This window comes from Streptomyces actuosus, assembly GCF_016921115.1.
GTDB classification, from domain to species: domain Bacteria; phylum Actinomycetota; class Actinomycetes; order Streptomycetales; family Streptomycetaceae; genus Streptomyces; species Streptomyces actuosus_A.
The window spans coordinates 25,315-42,008 of the sequence record NZ_JAFFZS010000050.1; the positions used below are offsets into that span (position 1 = coordinate 25,315).

Here is a 16,694-nt window from a genome sequence, read left to right on the forward strand (position 1 = left end):
CCTTGCGCGTACTGCTCACCGGACACCAGGGCTACCTGGGCACCGTCATGGCGCCCGTGCTCGCGGCCGCCGGACACGAGGTCGTCGGGCTGGACGCCGGCCTGTTCGCCGACTGCGTACTGGGCCCGCAGCCCGCGGACCCGCCGGGGATCGGGGTGGACCTGCGCGACGTCACCGCCGAGCACGTGGCCGGGGTGGACGCCGTGATCCACCTGGCTGCCCTGTCCAACGACCCGCTGGGATCGCTGGCACCGGAGCTCACCTACGACATCAACCACCACGCGTCCGTGCGGCTGGCCCGGCTGGCCCGCGACGCCGGGGTGCGGCGCTTCCTGTACGCGTCGACCTGCTCGGTCTACGGCGCCTCCAGCGACCCCGACTTGTCGAACTTGGTGGCCGAGGACGCCCCGCTGCGCCCGGTGACGCCGTACGCGGAGTCCAAGGTGCGGGTGGAGGACGACCTGCACGCGCTGGCCGACGGCGACTTCAGCCCGGTGTACATGCGCAACGCCACCGCGTTCGGCTACTCGCCCCGGCTGCGCGCGGACATCGTGCTGAACAACCTGGTGGGCCATGCGCTGCTGTCCGGCGAGGTGCTGGTGCTCTCCGACGGCACGCCCTGGCGCCCGCTGGTGCACGCCGCGGACATCGCGCGCGCCTTCGCGGCCGCGCTGGTGGCGCCGCGGGAAGCGGTGCACGACCGGGCGTTCAACATCGGCAGTGAGGTCAACAACGTCACGGTCGCCGAGATCGCCGAGCAGGTCGCCGAGGCGGTGTCCGGCGCGAAGGTGGTGATCACCGGGGAGAGCGGTGCCGATCCGCGGTCGTACCGGGTCGACTTCTCCCGGTTCCGCGCGGCGGTGCCCGGCTTCGACTGCGAGTGGACGGTGAAACAGGGCGCGCTCGAACTCGCCGACGCCTACCGGAAACACGGGCTGACCAAGGAGGACTTCGAGCAGCGCTTCACCCGGCTGGCCGTGCTGCGCGCGGCCGCCGACGCCGGCGCCGTCGACGACACCCTGCGGTGGCGCCGATGACCACGACCGGCGAGGAGATGTACGCCCTGGTGGAGCGGTTGTACCCGCTGTGCCGGAGCATCACCGGCGACGGTGTGCGCGCCACCCTGGAGATCGTCGGCGAGTACCTCCCGCTGCAGGTGCACGAGGTGCCGACCGGGACCCAGGTGCTCGACTGGACGGTGCCGCAGGAGTGGAACATCCGGGACGCGTACATCGCCGACACCGCGGGCAACCGGGTCGTCGATTTCGCCGCGTCCAGCCTGCACGTCCTCGGCTACAGCGTGCCGGTGTCGGCGACCATGCCGCTGGCCGAGCTGCGAGGTCACCTGCACACCCTGCCGGACCATCCGACCTGGGTGCCCTACCGCACCAGCTACTACCAGCCGGAATGGGGGTTCTGCCTGGCCCAGGAGACCTTGGACGCCATGCCGGACGGCGAGTACGAGGTGCGCATCGACTCCACACTCGCCGACGGTCACCTCACCTACGCCGAGCACGTGGTCCCCGGGCAGGTCGCGGACGAGGTGATCGTGTCATGCCACGTCTGCCACCCGTCGCTGGCCAACGACAACCTGGCCGGTATCGCGGTGGCGACGTTCCTGGCCCGGGCGCTGGCGGAGCGGACGCCGTGGTACACCTACCGTTTCCTGTTCGCGCCCGGCACCATCGGGGCGATCACCTGGCTGGCCCGCAATGCGGAGCGGGTGAACGGTGTGTCCCCTGCTCATGGGGGTCCCCCCGGGCGAGCGAAGCGAAGCGCGGGGGAGGAACCGGGAGCTGGAGCGAGGGTCGAGCACGGGCTGGTGCTGGCCTGCGCCGGCGACCCGGGCCATCTGACGTACAAGCAGAGCAGGCGCGGCGACGCGGAGATCGACCGGGTGATGCGGCACGTCCTGGTCGCCTCCGAACGCCCGCACCACGTCGCCGAGTTCACTCCGTACGGCTACGACGAGCGGCAGTTCTGCTCGCCCGGCTTCGACCTCGGCGTGGGCTCGCTCAGCCGGACCCCGTACGCCGGCTACCCCGAGTACCACACCTCGGCGGACAATCTGGACTTCGTCACCCCAAAGGCGATGGCGGACACCCTCGCCGTCTGCAGCGAGGCGTTCGCCGTCCTGGACCGCAACCGGCGCTACGTCAACCTCAGCCCCTACGGTGAGCCGCAGTTGGGCCGGCGCGGGTTGTACGACTCGCTCGGCGGCCGCAGTGACGCGAAGCAGGCCCAGACGGCCATGCTCTGGGTGCTCAGCCTCTCCGACGGCGAGCACAGTCTGCTGGACGTCGCCGAGCGGTCCGGGCTGCCGTTCGACACCGTCGCCGCCGCGGCCGACGCCCTGCACGGCGCCGGACTGATCAAGGCGTGACGCCGATGACCACCGAGGAGCAGAAGGCGACGGCATCGGCGGCCCCGGCCGGACCCGCCCCGCGGACTGCCAAGCGGGCTGTCGTCGGCCGGCTGTCCTGGGGACTGGCCGATCAGGCGGCCTCCAGCATGACGAACTTCGCGGTGGGGATCTATGTGGCGCGCTCGCTCGGGCTGGCCGCGTTCGGCGTGTTCAGCCTGGCCTGGGTGACCTACGGTGTGGTGCTCAGCGTCTCCCGCGGGCTGGCCACCGATCCGCTCGTGGTGCGCTTCAGCGGCGTGTCGGACGCCTCCTGGCGCGGGGCGGTGGCCCGGTCGTCGGGTACCGCGCTCGGCGTCGGTGCCGCCATCGGCGCGGCGTGCCTGGTGGCCGGGGCGGCTCTCGGCGGCGGCGTGGGGGCCGCGTTCGCCTGCCTCGGCGTCATGCTGCCGGGGCTGCTGCTGCAGGACGCCTGGCGGTACTCGTTCTTCGCCGCCGGCACCGGGCGGAAGGCCTTCGTCAACGACCTGGTGTGGGGCGTCGCGCTCGTCCCGGCCATGGTGGTGGCGGCCCGCGTGGGCAGCGTGCCCGCTTTCGTGCTCGCCTGGGGGGCGTCCGCCGCGGTGGCCGCGGTGTACGGCTGCTTCCAGTCCGGGATCCGGCCCCGCACGACCGGAGCGGGCGAGTGGCTTCGCGCGCACCGCGACCTCGGCTCCCGGTACCTGGTCGAGAACGTCAGCACCAGCGGTGCCGGCCAGCTGCGGGCCTACGGGCTCGGCGCGATCGTCGGGGTCGGCGCGGTGGGTGCGGTCCGGGGCGCCGAGCTCCTGCTCGGCCCGTTCCTCGCCGTACTGATGGGGCTGTCGCTGGTCACCGTCGCGGAGGCGGCCCGGGTACTGCGGCGGGCCCCGCACCGGCTGGGCCCGTTCTGCCTCCTGCTGGGCGGCGGGCAGGCCGTCGCCGCGCTGCTCTGGGGCGCGGCGCTGCTGCTGATGCCGGACCACGCCGGCGAGCTCGTGCTCGGCGACGTCTGGCACTCCGCCTCCCAGCTCATCGTGCCGGCCACCCTCGGTGTCGCGGGCGCCGGGCTCGGCACCGGTGCGGCGGCCGGGCTGCGCGCGCTCGCCGCGGCCCGGCGCAGCCTGCGCAGCCAGTTGTTCGCCTCCGCCTGTTACGTCGTCGGCGGGCTCGGCGGGGCGGTCGTGGCCGGCACGGTCGGCTCGGCCTGGGGCGTCGCCGCCGCGACCGTCAGCGGCTCGGCCGTGTGGTGGCTGCAACTGCGGTCCGCCCTGCGCGAGCGCCGCCAGAACCCCATCAGCGAAGCGAGGACACCATGACCGCCCAACCCCGGTTGAGCATCGGCCTGCCCGTGTACAACGGCGAGGAGTACCTCGCCGAGTCGTTCGACGCCCTGCTCGGCCAGACCTACGAGGACTTCGAGCTGGTCGTCTCCGACAACGCCTCCACCGACGGGACCCAGGACATCTGCCGCCGGTACGCCGCCCGGGACTCGCGCATCCGGTACCTCCGGCTGCCCCGGAACATCGGCGCCGCACCGAACCACAACCACGTGTTCACCGAGTGCCGCGGCGAGCTGTTCAAATGGGCCTCGCACGACGACCTGTACGCCCGGGATCTGCTGCAGCGCTGCGTCGAGGCGCTGGACGAGCGGCCGGAGGTGATCCTCGCGCACACCGGCCAGGCGGTCATCGACGGTGACGGCCGGGTGAAGGTCCCCTACGAGTACGGGCTCGCCACCGACTCGCCGCACGCGCCGGAGCGCTTCCGCAGCCTGCTGTTCGAGCCCGGTGGCGACGACTTCTACGGGGTGATGCGGGCCGACGTGCTGCGCCGGGTGAAGCCGCACGACAGCTACCACCACGCGGACCGCACCTTCGTCGCCGAGATCACCCTGCACGGGCCCTTCCACCAGGTGCCGGAGCTGCTGTACTTCCGCCGCGACCACCCCACCCGCGCCGAGCGGGCGAACCCGAGCAAGCGCTCCCGGTGCGTCAATCTGGACCCGCGCCGGGCGGGCCCGCTGCACCCGACGCCCCGGCTGCTCGCCGAGTACGTCTGGGGCTTCGTCGCCGCGATCCAGCGGGCGCCGTTGTCCCCCGCCGACCGGCGCGCGTGCCGGCGTCACCTGGCCGCGTGGATGACCAGCCGGGTCCGGCCGGGCGCCGGAGAGCGGGTCGAGGACCGAGCCCCGGTCGACCCGGCCCTGCACTCCGTCTCCGTCGACGCCGTCGTCGCCGGCCGCGAGGGGAGGCGCGCATGACGCCTGCCAACGGGACTCCGGTGCGCGTCGGCGTCTTCGGCCTGCTCGGCTCCGGCAACCTCGGCAACGACGGGTCGCTGGAGGCCGTGCTCGGCTACCTCCGCGCCGAGCACCCGGAGGCCGTCGTGGACGCGCTGTGCGGCGGCCCCGAGGTCGTCGCGACCCGATACCGGATCCCCGCGACGCGGCTGCACTGGTACCGCGGGGAGTACCGGACCGCGTCGCGGGCCGGTGCGATCGTGGCGAAGGGACTGGGCAAACTCGTCGACGCCGTCCGCACCGCCGCCTGGGTGCGCCGGCACGACGTGGTGATCGTGCCGGGCATGGGCGTCCTGGAGGCCACGCTGCCGCTGCGGCCGTGGGGCTTCCCGTACTCGCTGTTCCTGCTCTGCGCCTCCGGCCGCCTGTTCGGCACCCGGGTCGCGCTGGCCGGCGTCGGCGCCGCCGCGATCGGCGACCGGCCGACCCGGGCCCTGGTGCGCTGGTCGGCACGGCTGGCCACGTACCGGTCGTACCGGGACGCCCTGTCCCGCGACGCGATGCGGGCGATGGGCGTGGACACCGCGCGCGACGAGGTGTACCCGGACCTCGCCTTCGCGCTGCCGGCGCCGCCGGCGAGCGCGCCCCCGGGTCCGCCGGGCCAGGTCTGCGTCGGGGTCATGGACTTCCACGGCGGCAACGACGACCGCGCCCGGGCCGAGGAGATCCACCGGCGCTACCTCGACGGGACGACCCGCTTCGTCCGCGCGCTGGTCGAGGACGGCAGGCCGGTCCGGCTGCTGGTCGGCGACGAATGCGACGGGCCGGTGGTCACCTCGATCCTGGACGCGGTGGACTCGCCGCTGGTCACCGCAGCCCAGGCGGCCTCGCTGGCCGACCTGATGAAGGAGACGGCGGCCGCCGACACCGTGGTGGCGACCCGGTACCACAACCTGGTCTGCGCGCTGAAGGTCGGCACACCGACGCTCGCCCTCAGCTACGCGGCCAAGAGCGACGCGCTCATGGCTCGGATGGGGCTGGACGCGTACTGCCACCCGGCTCGCGAGGTCGACGCCGACCGGCTGCTGGAGCAGTTCCGGGCGCTGGAGAAGCAGTCCGCGGAACTGCGGCGGACCCTCACGGAGCGGAACCGGATCGCCGCCCGGCAACTGAAGCACCAGTTCGCCGCCTTGACCGCTGCCCTCTTCCCGGCGGCCGACCACACCCACGCCCACTCTCTGCGGGAGGCGCCATGAAAGCGCTCGACGTCCCGGCGATCGCCGGTGCGTACCTGTTCGAGCCGTCGCCGTACACCGACGAGCGCGGCTTCTTCAGCCGCACCTTCGACGCCGACGTGGTCCGCTCGGTGGGGCTCGACCCGAACGCCTTCGTCCAGGACAGCCTGTCCCGCTCGGTCCGGGGCGTGTTGCGCGGCCTGCACCTGCGCTCGGGCGCCGGCGAGGCCAAGCTGGTGCGGTGCTCGTACGGAAGGATCTTCGACGTCGTCGTGGACCTGCGGCCCAGCTCGCCGACCTACCGCAACACGGCCTTCTTCGAGCTGTCCGACGAGACGCAGGTGACCCTGTACGTCCCGGCGGGGTGTGCGCACGGCTTCCAGGCTCTGACCGGGACCGCCGACGTCTCGTACCGGATCGACCGCCCGCACGACCCGGCCGAGGACGTGACGATCGCCTTCGACGACCCGGAGCTCGCCATCCCCTGGCCGCTGCCGGCCACCTCGATGTCCCGGCGGGACCGGGAGGCACCGAGCCTCGCCGAGGCCCTTCGGCAACAGCAGAAGTGAGGACGACGTGGCCACGGAAGACAGCGAAGAGCTCCTCCTGCCCCGGTCGCGGAGGGCGAACGAACGTCTGCACACCCTGATCCCCGGGGGCGCGCACACCTACGCCAAGGGCGACGACCAGTACCCCGAGGACCTGGCGCCGGTCATCAGCCACGGCCGCGGTGCCCACGTGTGGGACGTCGACGGCAACCGCTACATCGAGTACGGCTCCGGCCTGCGGTCGGTCAGCCTCGGCCACGCCCACCCACGGGTCGTCGAGGCGGTGCGGCGGGAACTCGACCGCGGCAGCAACTTCGTCCGGCCGTCCATCGTGGAGGTGGAGGCCGCGGAACGCTTCCTGGCCACGGTGCCGACCGCCGAGATGGTGAAGTTCGCGAAGAACGGCTCCGACGCCACCACCGCCGCGGTGCGTCTCGCCCGGGCCGCTACCGGGCGCCCGCGGGTGGCCGTCTGCGCCGACCATCCGTTCTTCTCCGTCGACGACTGGTTCATCGGCACCACGCCGATGTCCGCCGGCATTCCGGCGGCGACCGAGGAGCTGACCGTGGCGTTCCCCTACGGGGACCTGGCCGCCACGGAGGAGTTGCTCACCCGGTACCGGGACGAGGTCGCCTGCCTGATCCTCGAACCCGCCACCCACACCGAGCCCCCGCCCGGGTACCTCGCCGGCCTGCGCGAGGTGGCCGACCGGCACGGCTGCGTCCTGGTCTTCGACGAGATGATCACCGGCCTCCGCTGGTCCGAGGCGGGCGCCCAGGGCCTGTACGGTGTGGTCCCCGACCTGTCCACGTTCGGCAAGGCGCTGGGCAACGGATTCGCCGTCTCCGCCCTGGCCGGGCGCCGCGAGCTGATGGAGCGGGGCGGACTGCGCCACGCCGGCGACCGGGTGTTCCTGCTGTCCACCACGCACGGTGCGGAGACGCACTCCCTGGCAGCCGCGACGGCCGTACTCACCACCTACGCCGAAGAGGGCGTCACCGCGCGGCTGCACGCTCTCGGCGAGCGGCTGGCCGCCGGTGTCCGCGACGCCGCGGCCGGCATGGGCGTCGCCGACCACGTCGTCGTCCGCGGCCGGGCCAGCAACCTGGTCTTCGCCACCCTCGACGAGAACGGGCAGCCGTCGCAGCAGTACCGCACCCTCTTCCTGCGCCGGCTCCTCATGGGCGGGGTGCTGGCCCCGTCGTTCGTGGTGAGCAGCGCGCTCGACGACGCCGACATCGATCACACCGTGGACGTGGTGGCCCAGGCGTGTGCGGTGTACCGGAAGGCACTGGACGCCGGCGACCCCACCCCCTGGCTGGGCGGACGACCGGTCAAGCCTGTGTTCCGCCGCTTGGCGTGACGTGCCGGGACGTCAGCGGCGCTGTCGGAGACCGGCGTCGGCCGCCCGATCGGCCCGTCGGTCGGCCGTCCGGTCGACCAGCCACGCGGTCGCCGGTATCACCGCCAGCGCGGTGCACCAGCCACCGAGGACGTCGGTCGGGTAGTGCGCGTCCAGGAGGACCTGCGCCCAGCCCATGGCGGCGCCGCCGACCAGCGCCGCGGCGAGTACGAGTGACGTGCCGGCCGTCCTGCCGAGGCCGAGCCGGCCGGTCGCGAGCAGCGCCACCACGAGGGCGAACGCGGTGGCGAAGGCGGTGTGTCCGCTCGGGTAGGACAGGTTCCCGTCGTGGATGGTGCGTCCCACCAGGGACTTGAGCAGCGTCGCCGTCCCCACGGTGACACCGACACCGGCGACGAGGAGCACCGCTGCGCGAGGACGCCGTAGCAGCAGGCAGCCCGTCACGGCGGCAAGGACCAGCGCCGCGGCTCCCGCGGGCTCCCCCAGGAAGTCCATGGCCAGAGCGACATGCCTCCACGTCGGCCCCGCCCCGTCCACCGACGCCCGGATCCGTGCGTCCACCCTGCCGGGTCGGCTCTCGTCGGCGAACAGGACACCGAGCACGACGACCACCAGCGCGGCGAGAGCCGCAACCGGCCCGAGCCACACGCGCAGCGACAGCGGCAGCACCACGGGCGCCGACCGGCGGGTCACAGGCCCACCGCGTCCGGTCGAACTGCGGTGCACCGCTCGACCTTCGGCTTCCGACGGCACCGACTCCCCATCACCGAGCCCCCCGAATCGTGTCCGACGTGGCCCGCGCGCGAGCCGTCGGTCGTGCAGACCCGACTGCGCAGCCCCGAACGCGCCGGTCCGTCCATCGCCCTGGCCGAGGGCATCGGATCAGCCTCTGCTCGCCAGCGTAACCAACAACGCGGTCGCGCACACCGCCGTCGGAAAGTCCGCGCATCGCCCTCTCGCCACGATCACCGTCCGTCCCGTGGATCACGTTGCAGGAGAGCATTGGTCCGGCGGCTGGACCGATCCCGCCCCTGCACCGCCTGCATCCCCCCGGCCCGTCACAACTGCCCCTGCCTGCCCGCCGGGGACGACACGATGGGCGCCGACATCCTGCGGACCGAGACCGTCACACGGCCGGTGCCCCACGCCGAGGGCGACGACCGCACGGCTCTCGACGCGCTCGTCCACGCCGTACCGAGAGGACGTCGGCCCGCGCTGTCAGGACGCTGTACCGGGTTCGGTCGCCAGGTACCGGTCGGCGAGCCCGACGCTGCGGTCGGGCGACGGGGCTTCCGGTTCCGCCGGGGCGTGGGGCTCCGAGGACGACGCTCTCGCCCGGTCGACCGCCGAGCGCGGGCCGACGGGCCGACGGGCCGACGGGCCGACGAGGTGCAGCCGGGACCCTTCGGCCCTCGTGCCTGCTCGCGAGAAGACATACCCGGCCGGGTGTCTTGCCAGGGCGTTCGTGGCGGGCAAGCGGGATCCGGGGGTGGTAGGCCCGGCCGAAGACATACCCGGGTGGGTACTCCAGTGGGGACCAGCGGCCCATGTCCGGCCGTCACCTCCCATACGACAGTGAGGCCATGGGCAAACACATCGTGATTCTCGGCGGCGGGACCGCCGGCACCATGACGGCGAACCGCCTGTGCCGTACGTACGACCGGCGCGAGTGCCGGATCACGGTCGTCGACCAGGACGACGACCACATCTACCAGCCCGGATTGCTGTTCGTGCCCTTCGGGCTCGCCCGGCCCGACCACCTCGTCCGCCCCCGTCCCCGGCAACTGGACGCGGCCGTCGACTACAAGCAGGCGCGGATCGAGCGGGTCGACCTGGACGCGCGGACGGTGCACCTCGCCGGTGGCATCCGGTTGCCGTACGACGTCCTCGTGGTCGCCACCGGAGCGAGGCTGCTGCCGGAGGAGACCGAGGGGCTGACCGGTCCGGGCTGGGGTGAGAAGGTCTTCACCTTCTACGACCTCCCCGGAGCCGTGGGCCTGCACGAAGCGCTGGAACGCTTCGAGGGCGGCCGCCTGGTGATCGATGTCGCCGACCTGCCCCTCAAGTGTCCTGTCGCGCCACTGGAGTTCGCCTTCCTCGCGGACTGGCACCTCCAGCGGCGAGGCATCCGCGACCGGGTCGAGCTGACGTACGCCACCCCGCTCGACGCGGCCTTCACCAAGCCGGTCGCGGCCAAGGCGCTGGGCGGGCTGCTCAAGGAGAAGGGAGTCGAACTGGTCACGGAGTTCACGCTCGGAGAGGTCGACGGCGAACGCGGGCGGCTGGTGTCGTACGACGACCGGGAGGTGCCCTTCGACCTGGCGGTCGTGGTGCCCCTGCACGGCGGCGCCGAGTACGTGGAGCGCTCCGAGGGCCTGGGTGACGAACTGGGCTTCGTCCCCGTCGACCCGCACACGCTGCAACTCCCAGGTCGGCCCGAGGTGTTCGCGATCGGTGACGCGGCCGGACTGCCCGCCTCCAAGGCCGGATCGGTGGCCCACTTCGAGGGCGAGGTGCTGGTGCACAACATCGGCCGTCACCTTGCCGGGCAGCCGCTTGACGCCTCTTTCGACGGGCACGCCAACTGCTTCGTGGAGACCGGCTTCCACAAGGCGCTGCTCATCGACTTCAACTACGACACCGAGCCGCTGCCCGGCCACTTCCCGGGCCCCCTCGGCCTGCCCCTGCTGAAGGAGTCGCACGCGAGCCATCTCGGCAAGCTCGCCTTCGAGTGGCTCTACTGGCACAGCCTGCTGCCCGGCCGGGAACTGCCCGGCATCGGCTCGGCCATGCCCGAGCACGGCAAGAACCGCGTATCCACCTGAGAACCGCGTGTCCGTCCGAGGCCACGTGTCCGTCCAAGGGGAGAGAAATCGTCATGCCCACCAACACCTACGCCGGCAGCGCCGTCCCCGTCGACGACGAGGGCTTCTTCACCGACCCGGCCTGCTGGACCGAGCCGATGGCCGAGCAGATCGCCGAGGAGGCCGGCATCGACACGCTGACCGACCGGCACTGGATCGTCATCCGCTTCATGCGCGAGCAGTACGCGGCCAAGGGCACCGGCCCCACCGTGCGCGTCCTCGGCAAGACCTCCGGCGTCGGCGTCAAGGAGCTCTACCAGCTGTTTCCCAAGGGACCGGCGAAGACTGCCGCGAAGATCGCCGGTATCCCCAAGCCCCGCGGCTGTATCTGAGAGGGAGCGCAAGCTGCCATGGCCGACACCGCAACGATCGAGAAGGTCTCGATCATCGTCTCCAAGGGATCCCTGGAGGGGATCTACCCGGCCCTGATCATGGCCAACGGCGCCCGCGCCGAGGGCATCGAGGCCGACCTGTTCTTCACCTTCTTCGGCCTGGACGCGATCACGAAGAAGCGCTGGGAGCACATCAAGCTGGCCACCGTCGGCAACCCCGGACTGCACCTGCCGACCCTGCTGGGCGGCATGCCGTGGGTCCCGGACCTGGTCACCCGGTACATGGAACGCAAGATGGACAAGCTCGACATCCCGCCGATCCCGGAGTTCATCGAGATGATCGGCGACACCGGGGCGGGCATCTACGCCTGCAAGGCGTCCGTCGACCTGTTCGAACTCGACAAGGACGACCTGGTCGAGCAGGTCCAAGGCATCATCACGGTCGGCGAGTTCTACGAGCACGCGGCCGGTGGCCAGATCATCTACACCTGACATGGCCGGCACAGGCGCCGGGCGCGGGCTGCCGAGCGGGATGCGGCGCGTGCCGGCGCCGTCGAGCCGCGGGAAGACGCGCACGACGCGCACGACGCGCCAGGCGGTACGCCTGTTGCCGTCGCCGACCAGTGCGGCCGAAACGTTCAGGAAACTGAACGCCGTAGCGGTGGTCTCTGCTCGGACACTCCTCGAACCCGAATGTCCGAGGACGCCGGACGTCGGTGCCTGGGCTTCGGCGGACGGCTGCGGCCGGGGGCAGGTCCGATGCCCTGTGCTGCTCGGCACCGTGTCGTGCCAGGCGGTAGCGGGATGACCGAAGGCTGAGGCAGCGCTCGGCGGCCCTTCGGCGGGGCGCGGCCCGGGACGGCCCTCGCGTCGTCCGGGCCCGCCGGAGCCCACAGTTCGCTGTCCTACCATCCCGCGCATGACTGTGACGACCTCGGGAGCAAACGCCCGGCGGCCACGTGCCCGGATCCTCCTCGTCGAGGACGACGAGCCGATGGCCGAGCTGTTGGAGGCGTCGCTGCGGCACGAGGGGTACGACGCCGTCACCCTCAGCAGCGGCCGTGAGTGCCTGTCCGGCGGCCTGGCTCCCGACTGCGATCTGCTGATCCTCGATGTCACCCTGCCCGACCTCGACGGGTTCGAGGTGTGCGGGCGGCTGCGCAGCGCCGGCTGTGAGCTTCCGGTGATCTTCCTCACCGCCCGGGACAGCCGGGCCGACCTGCGCACGGGGTTCGCCCGGGGCTGCGACGACTATCTGACGAAGCCCTTCAGCCTGGAGGAGCTGACCCTCAGGATCGCCGCTGTACTGCGCCGCAGCGGGCGGACCGACCGGGTGGACCGGCTGTTGCAGATCAGCGACCTCGTGCTGGACGACCGGGCTCACCGGGTGACCCGGGGCGGCCGGGAGGTCGTCTTGTCCCCTACCGAGTACCGGATCCTGCGCTATCTGCTCCGGGGGCTGGGCCAGGTGCTGTCGAAAGCGCAGATCATCGAGGCCGTCTGGGGGCATGCCGAGCCCGGTCGGGGCGACGGCAACCTGGTGGAGGCGCACATCAGCCAGCTGCGCAGGAAGGTGGACGCGCACGGTCCGGCCCTGATCCACACGGTGCGCGGATTCGGCTATGTGCTGCGGTCGGAGGGCTGAGGCATGAGGTTGCGCGCGCGTCTGGCCCTCCTGGTGGCCGTGCTGCTCACCGGGGCAGTGGCGGTTCTGGGCGGCGGCACCCTGTGGTGGACCCGGTCGAACCTCGTCGCCGAGGCCGACGCACGCCTCGTGCACGCCCGCGCCCAGCCGCCGTCGGCACAGCCGGGTCAGTCGGCGCAGTCCGGGGTCCGGCCGGGCGGGGACCAGTCTCCGGCCCGGCAGGTCGCCCTGCTGCGCTTCGACTCGCGGGGGCTTCTTGAGCAGGTCGTGCCCTCGGAGCTGACCGGGGACCTGGACCCGCTGCCGGACGTCTCCTGGAAAACCGCGCTGTCCGGCGGCCCGGACGGCCGTATCAGGAGCGCCGGGAGCGTGGACGGGACACTGGAGTACCACTGGGCTGCGGTCCGCCGGCCTGACGGCGGCGTGACCGTCTTCGCCGTGTCGCTGATGGAGGCGGCCCGGACGACGGACCTGCTGCTGGGGAGCCTGCTGCTCGGCGGCGGCGCAGTCGTGGCACTCGGCGGCGGCGTCGGCCGGTGGGTGGTACGACGGCAACTGCGGCCCCTGGACGACCTGGTTGACGCCACAGAGGCGGTGGCGGCCGGTGACCTGACGCGCCGTACCCGACCGCGCGCCACCCGCGACGAGGTCGGACGGCTGACCACACGGTTCGACCACATGCTCGTCCAGCTCGACGCATCCCTCGCCGCTCGCGAGGCCGCCCGTCTCAGGCTGGAGCAGTTCGTGGCCGACGCCTCCCACGAACTGCGCACGCCTTTGGCGCTCATCCGCGGCTATGCCGAGCTCCACGGCCGCGGCGGGCTGCCGCCCGGCCCGCTCCTGGAACGGGCGATGTCCCGGATCGCCACGGAGACGGAGCGGATGACCGGCCTGGTGGAGGATCTGCTCCTCCTCGCACGGCTCGACCACGAGGCCGCGGACGCGGATGCGGATGCGGACGTGGAGGTGGCCGGCGTCCTCGGGGACGCGGTCGAGGAACACCGCGCCATCGGCACCGGCCACCGGGTCGAACTGGACCTCGCGACCGGCCCGGCCGTCTCCGTACGCGCGAACGCGCTGCGACTACGGCAGGTGATCGGGAATCTGCTGGCGAACGTCCGCAACCACACACCCCCCGGCACCCTCACCCGGATCACCGCCGAGGCGGTCGGGCCGGTAGTCGAGATCCGGGTGATCGACAACGGCCCCGGGATCGCGGCCGCCGACCGCCCGTACGTCTTCGAGCGCTTCTTCCGCCCCGACGGTTCCCGGGCGCGCAGGCGGTCCGGAACGGGATCAGGTCTCGGGCTCGCCATCGTGGCGGCGCTGGTGAGCAGCTGCGACGGGACCGTGACCGCGCTGGAGACCCCTGGCGGCGGCGCCACCTTCCTGGTGCGCCTGCCCCGGCCGCCGGCGTCGGGCGAACCGGCCGCGCGTGAGGTTTCAGCCAATCTTCAGGAGGGCCTCAGCGGCTCGCGCCCCTGAGACTGCCAACGTTCTCGCTCGACGGACCGGCACGGCCCGGGGCCACGTCGGCCAGGGGCCCGCGTCCGACCCGTCATCACCCTCCCGAGCAGAAGGAACGACCGTGACCGCGTCTGTGAAATCTGGAAGGTTCGCGCTTCGAGGGCTGGCCATGGCGAGCGGTACGGTGCTGCTGGCGGCCTGCTCGTCCTCGGTCCCCTCCTCCCTCGGACAGCAGTCCTCGCCAGGGCAGTCCGTGAGCCCGGCACCGTCGGTGGCCGGCGCAGGCGTCCCCGCGTCCTGGGCCGGGGTCACCGATCCCAAGAAGATCCCGCTCGGCGACGACAAGGTCTCGACCGCCGCGCAGACCGGGCACGTCTACTCGTGCCAAACCTCCTTCCGCCCCGGCGGGGCACGCCACGACGGCCCCTGGATGGACACCGCGAACAAGACGTGGGACTCCACCTCGAAGGTGCAGGTGCAGGGCGAGCACAGCTGGCCGGACGCCGAGTACGACGAGACCGTCCAGGGCGACTCCCGGGTCATCACCTCCAAGGACCTGCCGACGCACCAGAGCACCGGTACCTTCCCTGTCCAGCAGTCCGACCCGGCCTACCAGTACGACACCAACCCGAACGCCATCGCGTCGAAGACCGTCAACCTCACCCTGCCGCTCGACCCGAGCCTCGCCGACAGCGCCGGCTGCCTCTCCATGGGAGCCATCGGCATCCTCAAGAACGGCGTCTACCTCTACAACGCCCTCGACGACGCGGGACGGGACGCGGCGGCCCACGAGACCCAGGACATGTGCGACGGCCACCCCGACGGCGCGGAGGACTACCACTACCACGACATCCCGTCCTGTCTGCTCTCCGCGACCACGGAAAAGGGCTCGACCCTCGTCGGGTACGCACTGGACGGCTTCGGCATCTACGTCGAGCGGGACGACAAGGGCAACCTGCCCACCAACGCCGACCTCGACGGCTGCCACGGGCGCACCAGCAAGGTGATGTGGAACGGCAAAGAGACGACGATGTACCACTACAGCGCCACCCTTGAATTCCCCTATACCGTGGGCTGTTACCACGGCACACCGATCGAGACCCCGGCACATGACCGCACCGAGGGCAACCGCAGGGGCGCCGGTCAGGGCCGGGGTCAGGGCGCGGGCCAGGGGGCAGGGCCAGCGCATCCGGGAGACGGCTGGTGAGCTCCTGGCGAGGACGGCCGGCGGTGATCCGGCAGAGCCGGTGCGGGAGCCGCCGCGGACAGAGAGTCCGCTCCCAGGCCGGTGGGACCGGAAGGACGGGAGCGTCCATGGCGCGAGGCGGGTCATGAACGGTGGCCGGCCTGCCTGTGCGGACACGTGAAGGTGCGTCGCGTCGCCTACCGGGGACCGGGGCTCTGCAACGTGCGTCCCGCGAATGTGTGTCTGTCGCCGCCGGCCGGGCGTCACTCGCTGGGCCTTGGACGTCTGGCCGTCACCGACGCCGTCCGCGGCTCCTACGACCAGGCCCTCGAAGCGGTCCGCCGCCGCTGCGCCTCCCGCGCCTCCCGCGCCTCCCGCGAAAAGCAACGCGTCCGCGGCAAGACCCGCACCCAGGCCCCCTCCGCCTCGCCCGCCGACGCACCAGCGTCCTGTTCGCCATGCTCCACGACGGCACCTTCGACGAATCCCGCGCACCGAAGGAGATCAAGCTCGCCGCCTACCACCAGAAGCCCTGAACTACCCCCAACCCGACAGGGATGCCTTGACGAAAAACGTAGGTGCGCCGTGAAGCGCGAGTTGTTCGAGTGGCGGTGAAAGGACGCCACCGCCGTCCTGTCGCAGCAGGGCGGTTGAAGCTGAGGGCAGCCCGACCGGGGAGGTGCCGGGGAGGGTGGCAAGCGGCCCTGACAAAGCCGGGACGTATCAGCACTGCCAGATGGTGCGGGTCCGGCAAGCGAGACGGAAAGGAGTACGCGAGGAACCGGCGTTGACGCCTCCTTACTCGTCACCAGCTCGAACCTGGCGGATCTGGGCTGGTTGCGGTGCGTCTCTGTCTCCCTGGAGGTGGGGAACTTCCCGGTCGGTTGCTATGTGTCGGCCGGGGAGGCCACGGCGAAGTGCTGCGGGGTAGTCGTGGCGATGCCGCGGGGGTATAGCCGGGCTCCTCCTCCGTCGATCGAACGACACGTGAACACGGGAACCGTTCCGGTCCTGACCTGGGACAACGCTTCCAGCGGTGTTCGAGGCTGGGCCCACCGTCGGCCGAACGGGCCGGGACGGGGCGGAGCCGCCGTAGTACTCCGAGCCGGGGAAAGCCTGGCACATGGGGAAGGGCGGCAGCGGAATCGAGAAGAGAGGAGGCTGCAATGCCGAAAGAAGCACTGCTGAACAGCGGTGCACCGGAGGTCCCGACGGGGTCTCACCAGCGGGTATCGGGGATGCGGGCCAAACTTCACCGTTGGGCGGCGGCCGATCCCGGTCGCAGGTTCGACGATCTGTTCAACCTCGCTGCGCCACGAAAGCGCCTTGTCATATCCCCGGTTAAGCCGGGAGGAAGTCGGAGGGAGGTTCCTGGGTCTGATGGCTAACCTGAATCCGAAAGGTGCAGGGAACAATAGCATGCCAGAAAAGC

At 71.9% G+C, this 16,694-nt stretch carries 14 protein-coding genes and 1 pseudogene; 14 read left to right on the forward strand and 1 reads right to left on the reverse strand.

Features of this window, described 5'->3' with window-relative positions; genetic code table 11:
• Positions 1-2: 2 nt before the first annotated feature.
• Genes JS756_RS33345 through JS756_RS33375 form a run of 7 tightly spaced genes read left to right on the forward strand, consistent with a single transcriptional unit; the run spans position 3 to position 7,768 of the window.
• On the forward strand, positions 3-1,037 hold the full coding sequence (locus JS756_RS33345) for an NAD-dependent epimerase/dehydratase family protein (RefSeq protein WP_205387011.1): 1,035 nt from the start codon (positions 3-5) through the stop codon (positions 1,035-1,037).
• Positions 1,025-2,383, forward strand: coding sequence for a DUF4910 domain-containing protein (locus JS756_RS33350; protein WP_205387012.1), 1,359 nt, complete (start codon positions 1,025-1,027; stop codon positions 2,381-2,383). Before JS756_RS33345 ends, JS756_RS33350 begins: the two co-directional genes overlap by 13 nt.
• Positions 2,384-2,388: 5 nt before the next feature.
• The gene (locus JS756_RS33355) at positions 2,389-3,699 is read left to right on the forward strand and encodes an MATE family efflux transporter (RefSeq protein ID WP_205387013.1); all 1,311 of its coding nucleotides are present in this window, start codon (positions 2,389-2,391) and stop codon (positions 3,697-3,699) included.
• Positions 3,696-4,643, forward strand: a complete 948-nt coding sequence (locus JS756_RS33360) for a glycosyltransferase family 2 protein (protein WP_205387014.1) — start codon at positions 3,696-3,698, stop codon at positions 4,641-4,643. The genes JS756_RS33355 and JS756_RS33360 overlap by 4 nt, the downstream gene beginning before the upstream one ends.
• Positions 4,640-5,878, forward strand: coding sequence for a polysaccharide pyruvyl transferase family protein (locus tag JS756_RS33365; RefSeq protein WP_205387015.1), 1,239 nt, complete (start codon positions 4,640-4,642; stop codon positions 5,876-5,878). The genes JS756_RS33360 and JS756_RS33365 overlap by 4 nt, the downstream gene beginning before the upstream one ends.
• Complete coding sequence (gene rfbC, locus JS756_RS33370; protein WP_205387016.1) at positions 5,875-6,426, forward strand: dTDP-4-dehydrorhamnose 3,5-epimerase; 552 nt, start codon at positions 5,875-5,877, stop codon at positions 6,424-6,426. The genes JS756_RS33365 and rfbC overlap by 4 nt, the downstream gene beginning before the upstream one ends.
• A gap of 7 nt (positions 6,427-6,433) precedes the next feature.
• The gene (locus tag JS756_RS33375) at positions 6,434-7,768 is read left to right on the forward strand and encodes a glutamate-1-semialdehyde 2,1-aminomutase (RefSeq protein WP_205387017.1); all 1,335 of its coding nucleotides are present in this window, start codon (positions 6,434-6,436) and stop codon (positions 7,766-7,768) included.
• Positions 7,769-7,780: 12 nt separating this feature from the next.
• Here the strand turns inward: JS756_RS33375 and JS756_RS33380 are convergent, their stop codons facing one another.
• Positions 7,781-8,461, reverse strand: a complete 681-nt coding sequence (locus JS756_RS33380; RefSeq protein ID WP_205387018.1) for a phosphatase PAP2 family protein — start codon at positions 8,459-8,461, stop codon at positions 7,781-7,783.
• Positions 8,462-9,351: 890 nt separating this feature from the next.
• On the opposite strand from JS756_RS33380, the gene sqr reads away from it, so the two are divergent.
• The 7 genes and pseudogenes from sqr to JS756_RS37340 all read left to right on the forward strand — a co-directional run.
• Positions 9,352-10,593, forward strand: a complete 1,242-nt coding sequence (gene sqr, locus JS756_RS33385; protein WP_205387019.1) for a type III sulfide quinone reductase, selenoprotein subtype — start codon at positions 9,352-9,354, stop codon at positions 10,591-10,593.
• Positions 10,594-10,646: 53 nt separating this feature from the next.
• Entirely contained in the window at positions 10,647-10,964 is a 318-nt protein-coding gene (locus JS756_RS33390) for a TusE/DsrC/DsvC family sulfur relay protein (RefSeq protein ID WP_205387020.1), read from the forward strand.
• A gap of 18 nt (positions 10,965-10,982) precedes the next feature.
• Positions 10,983-11,456, forward strand: coding sequence for a DsrE/DsrF/DrsH-like family protein (locus JS756_RS33395; protein ID WP_205387021.1), 474 nt, complete (start codon positions 10,983-10,985; stop codon positions 11,454-11,456).
• Between the two features lie 427 nt (positions 11,457-11,883).
• Positions 11,884-12,609: a response regulator transcription factor gene (locus JS756_RS33400; protein WP_205387022.1), complete on the forward strand. Its 726-nt coding sequence runs from the start codon at positions 11,884-11,886 to the stop codon at positions 12,607-12,609.
• A gap of 3 nt (positions 12,610-12,612) precedes the next feature.
• The gene (locus JS756_RS33405) at positions 12,613-14,094 is read left to right on the forward strand and encodes a sensor histidine kinase (protein WP_205387023.1); all 1,482 of its coding nucleotides are present in this window, start codon (positions 12,613-12,615) and stop codon (positions 14,092-14,094) included.
• A gap of 103 nt (positions 14,095-14,197) precedes the next feature.
• Positions 14,198-15,283 (forward strand): YHYH protein, encoded by a 1,086-nt coding sequence (locus JS756_RS37735; RefSeq protein ID WP_205387024.1) that lies wholly within the window; start codon positions 14,198-14,200, stop codon positions 15,281-15,283.
• Between the two features lie 84 nt (positions 15,284-15,367).
• A pseudogene (locus JS756_RS37340) lies at positions 15,368-15,617 on the forward strand (ISKra4 family transposase); the annotation flags it as partial.
• Positions 15,618-16,694: the final 1,077 nt, after the last annotated feature.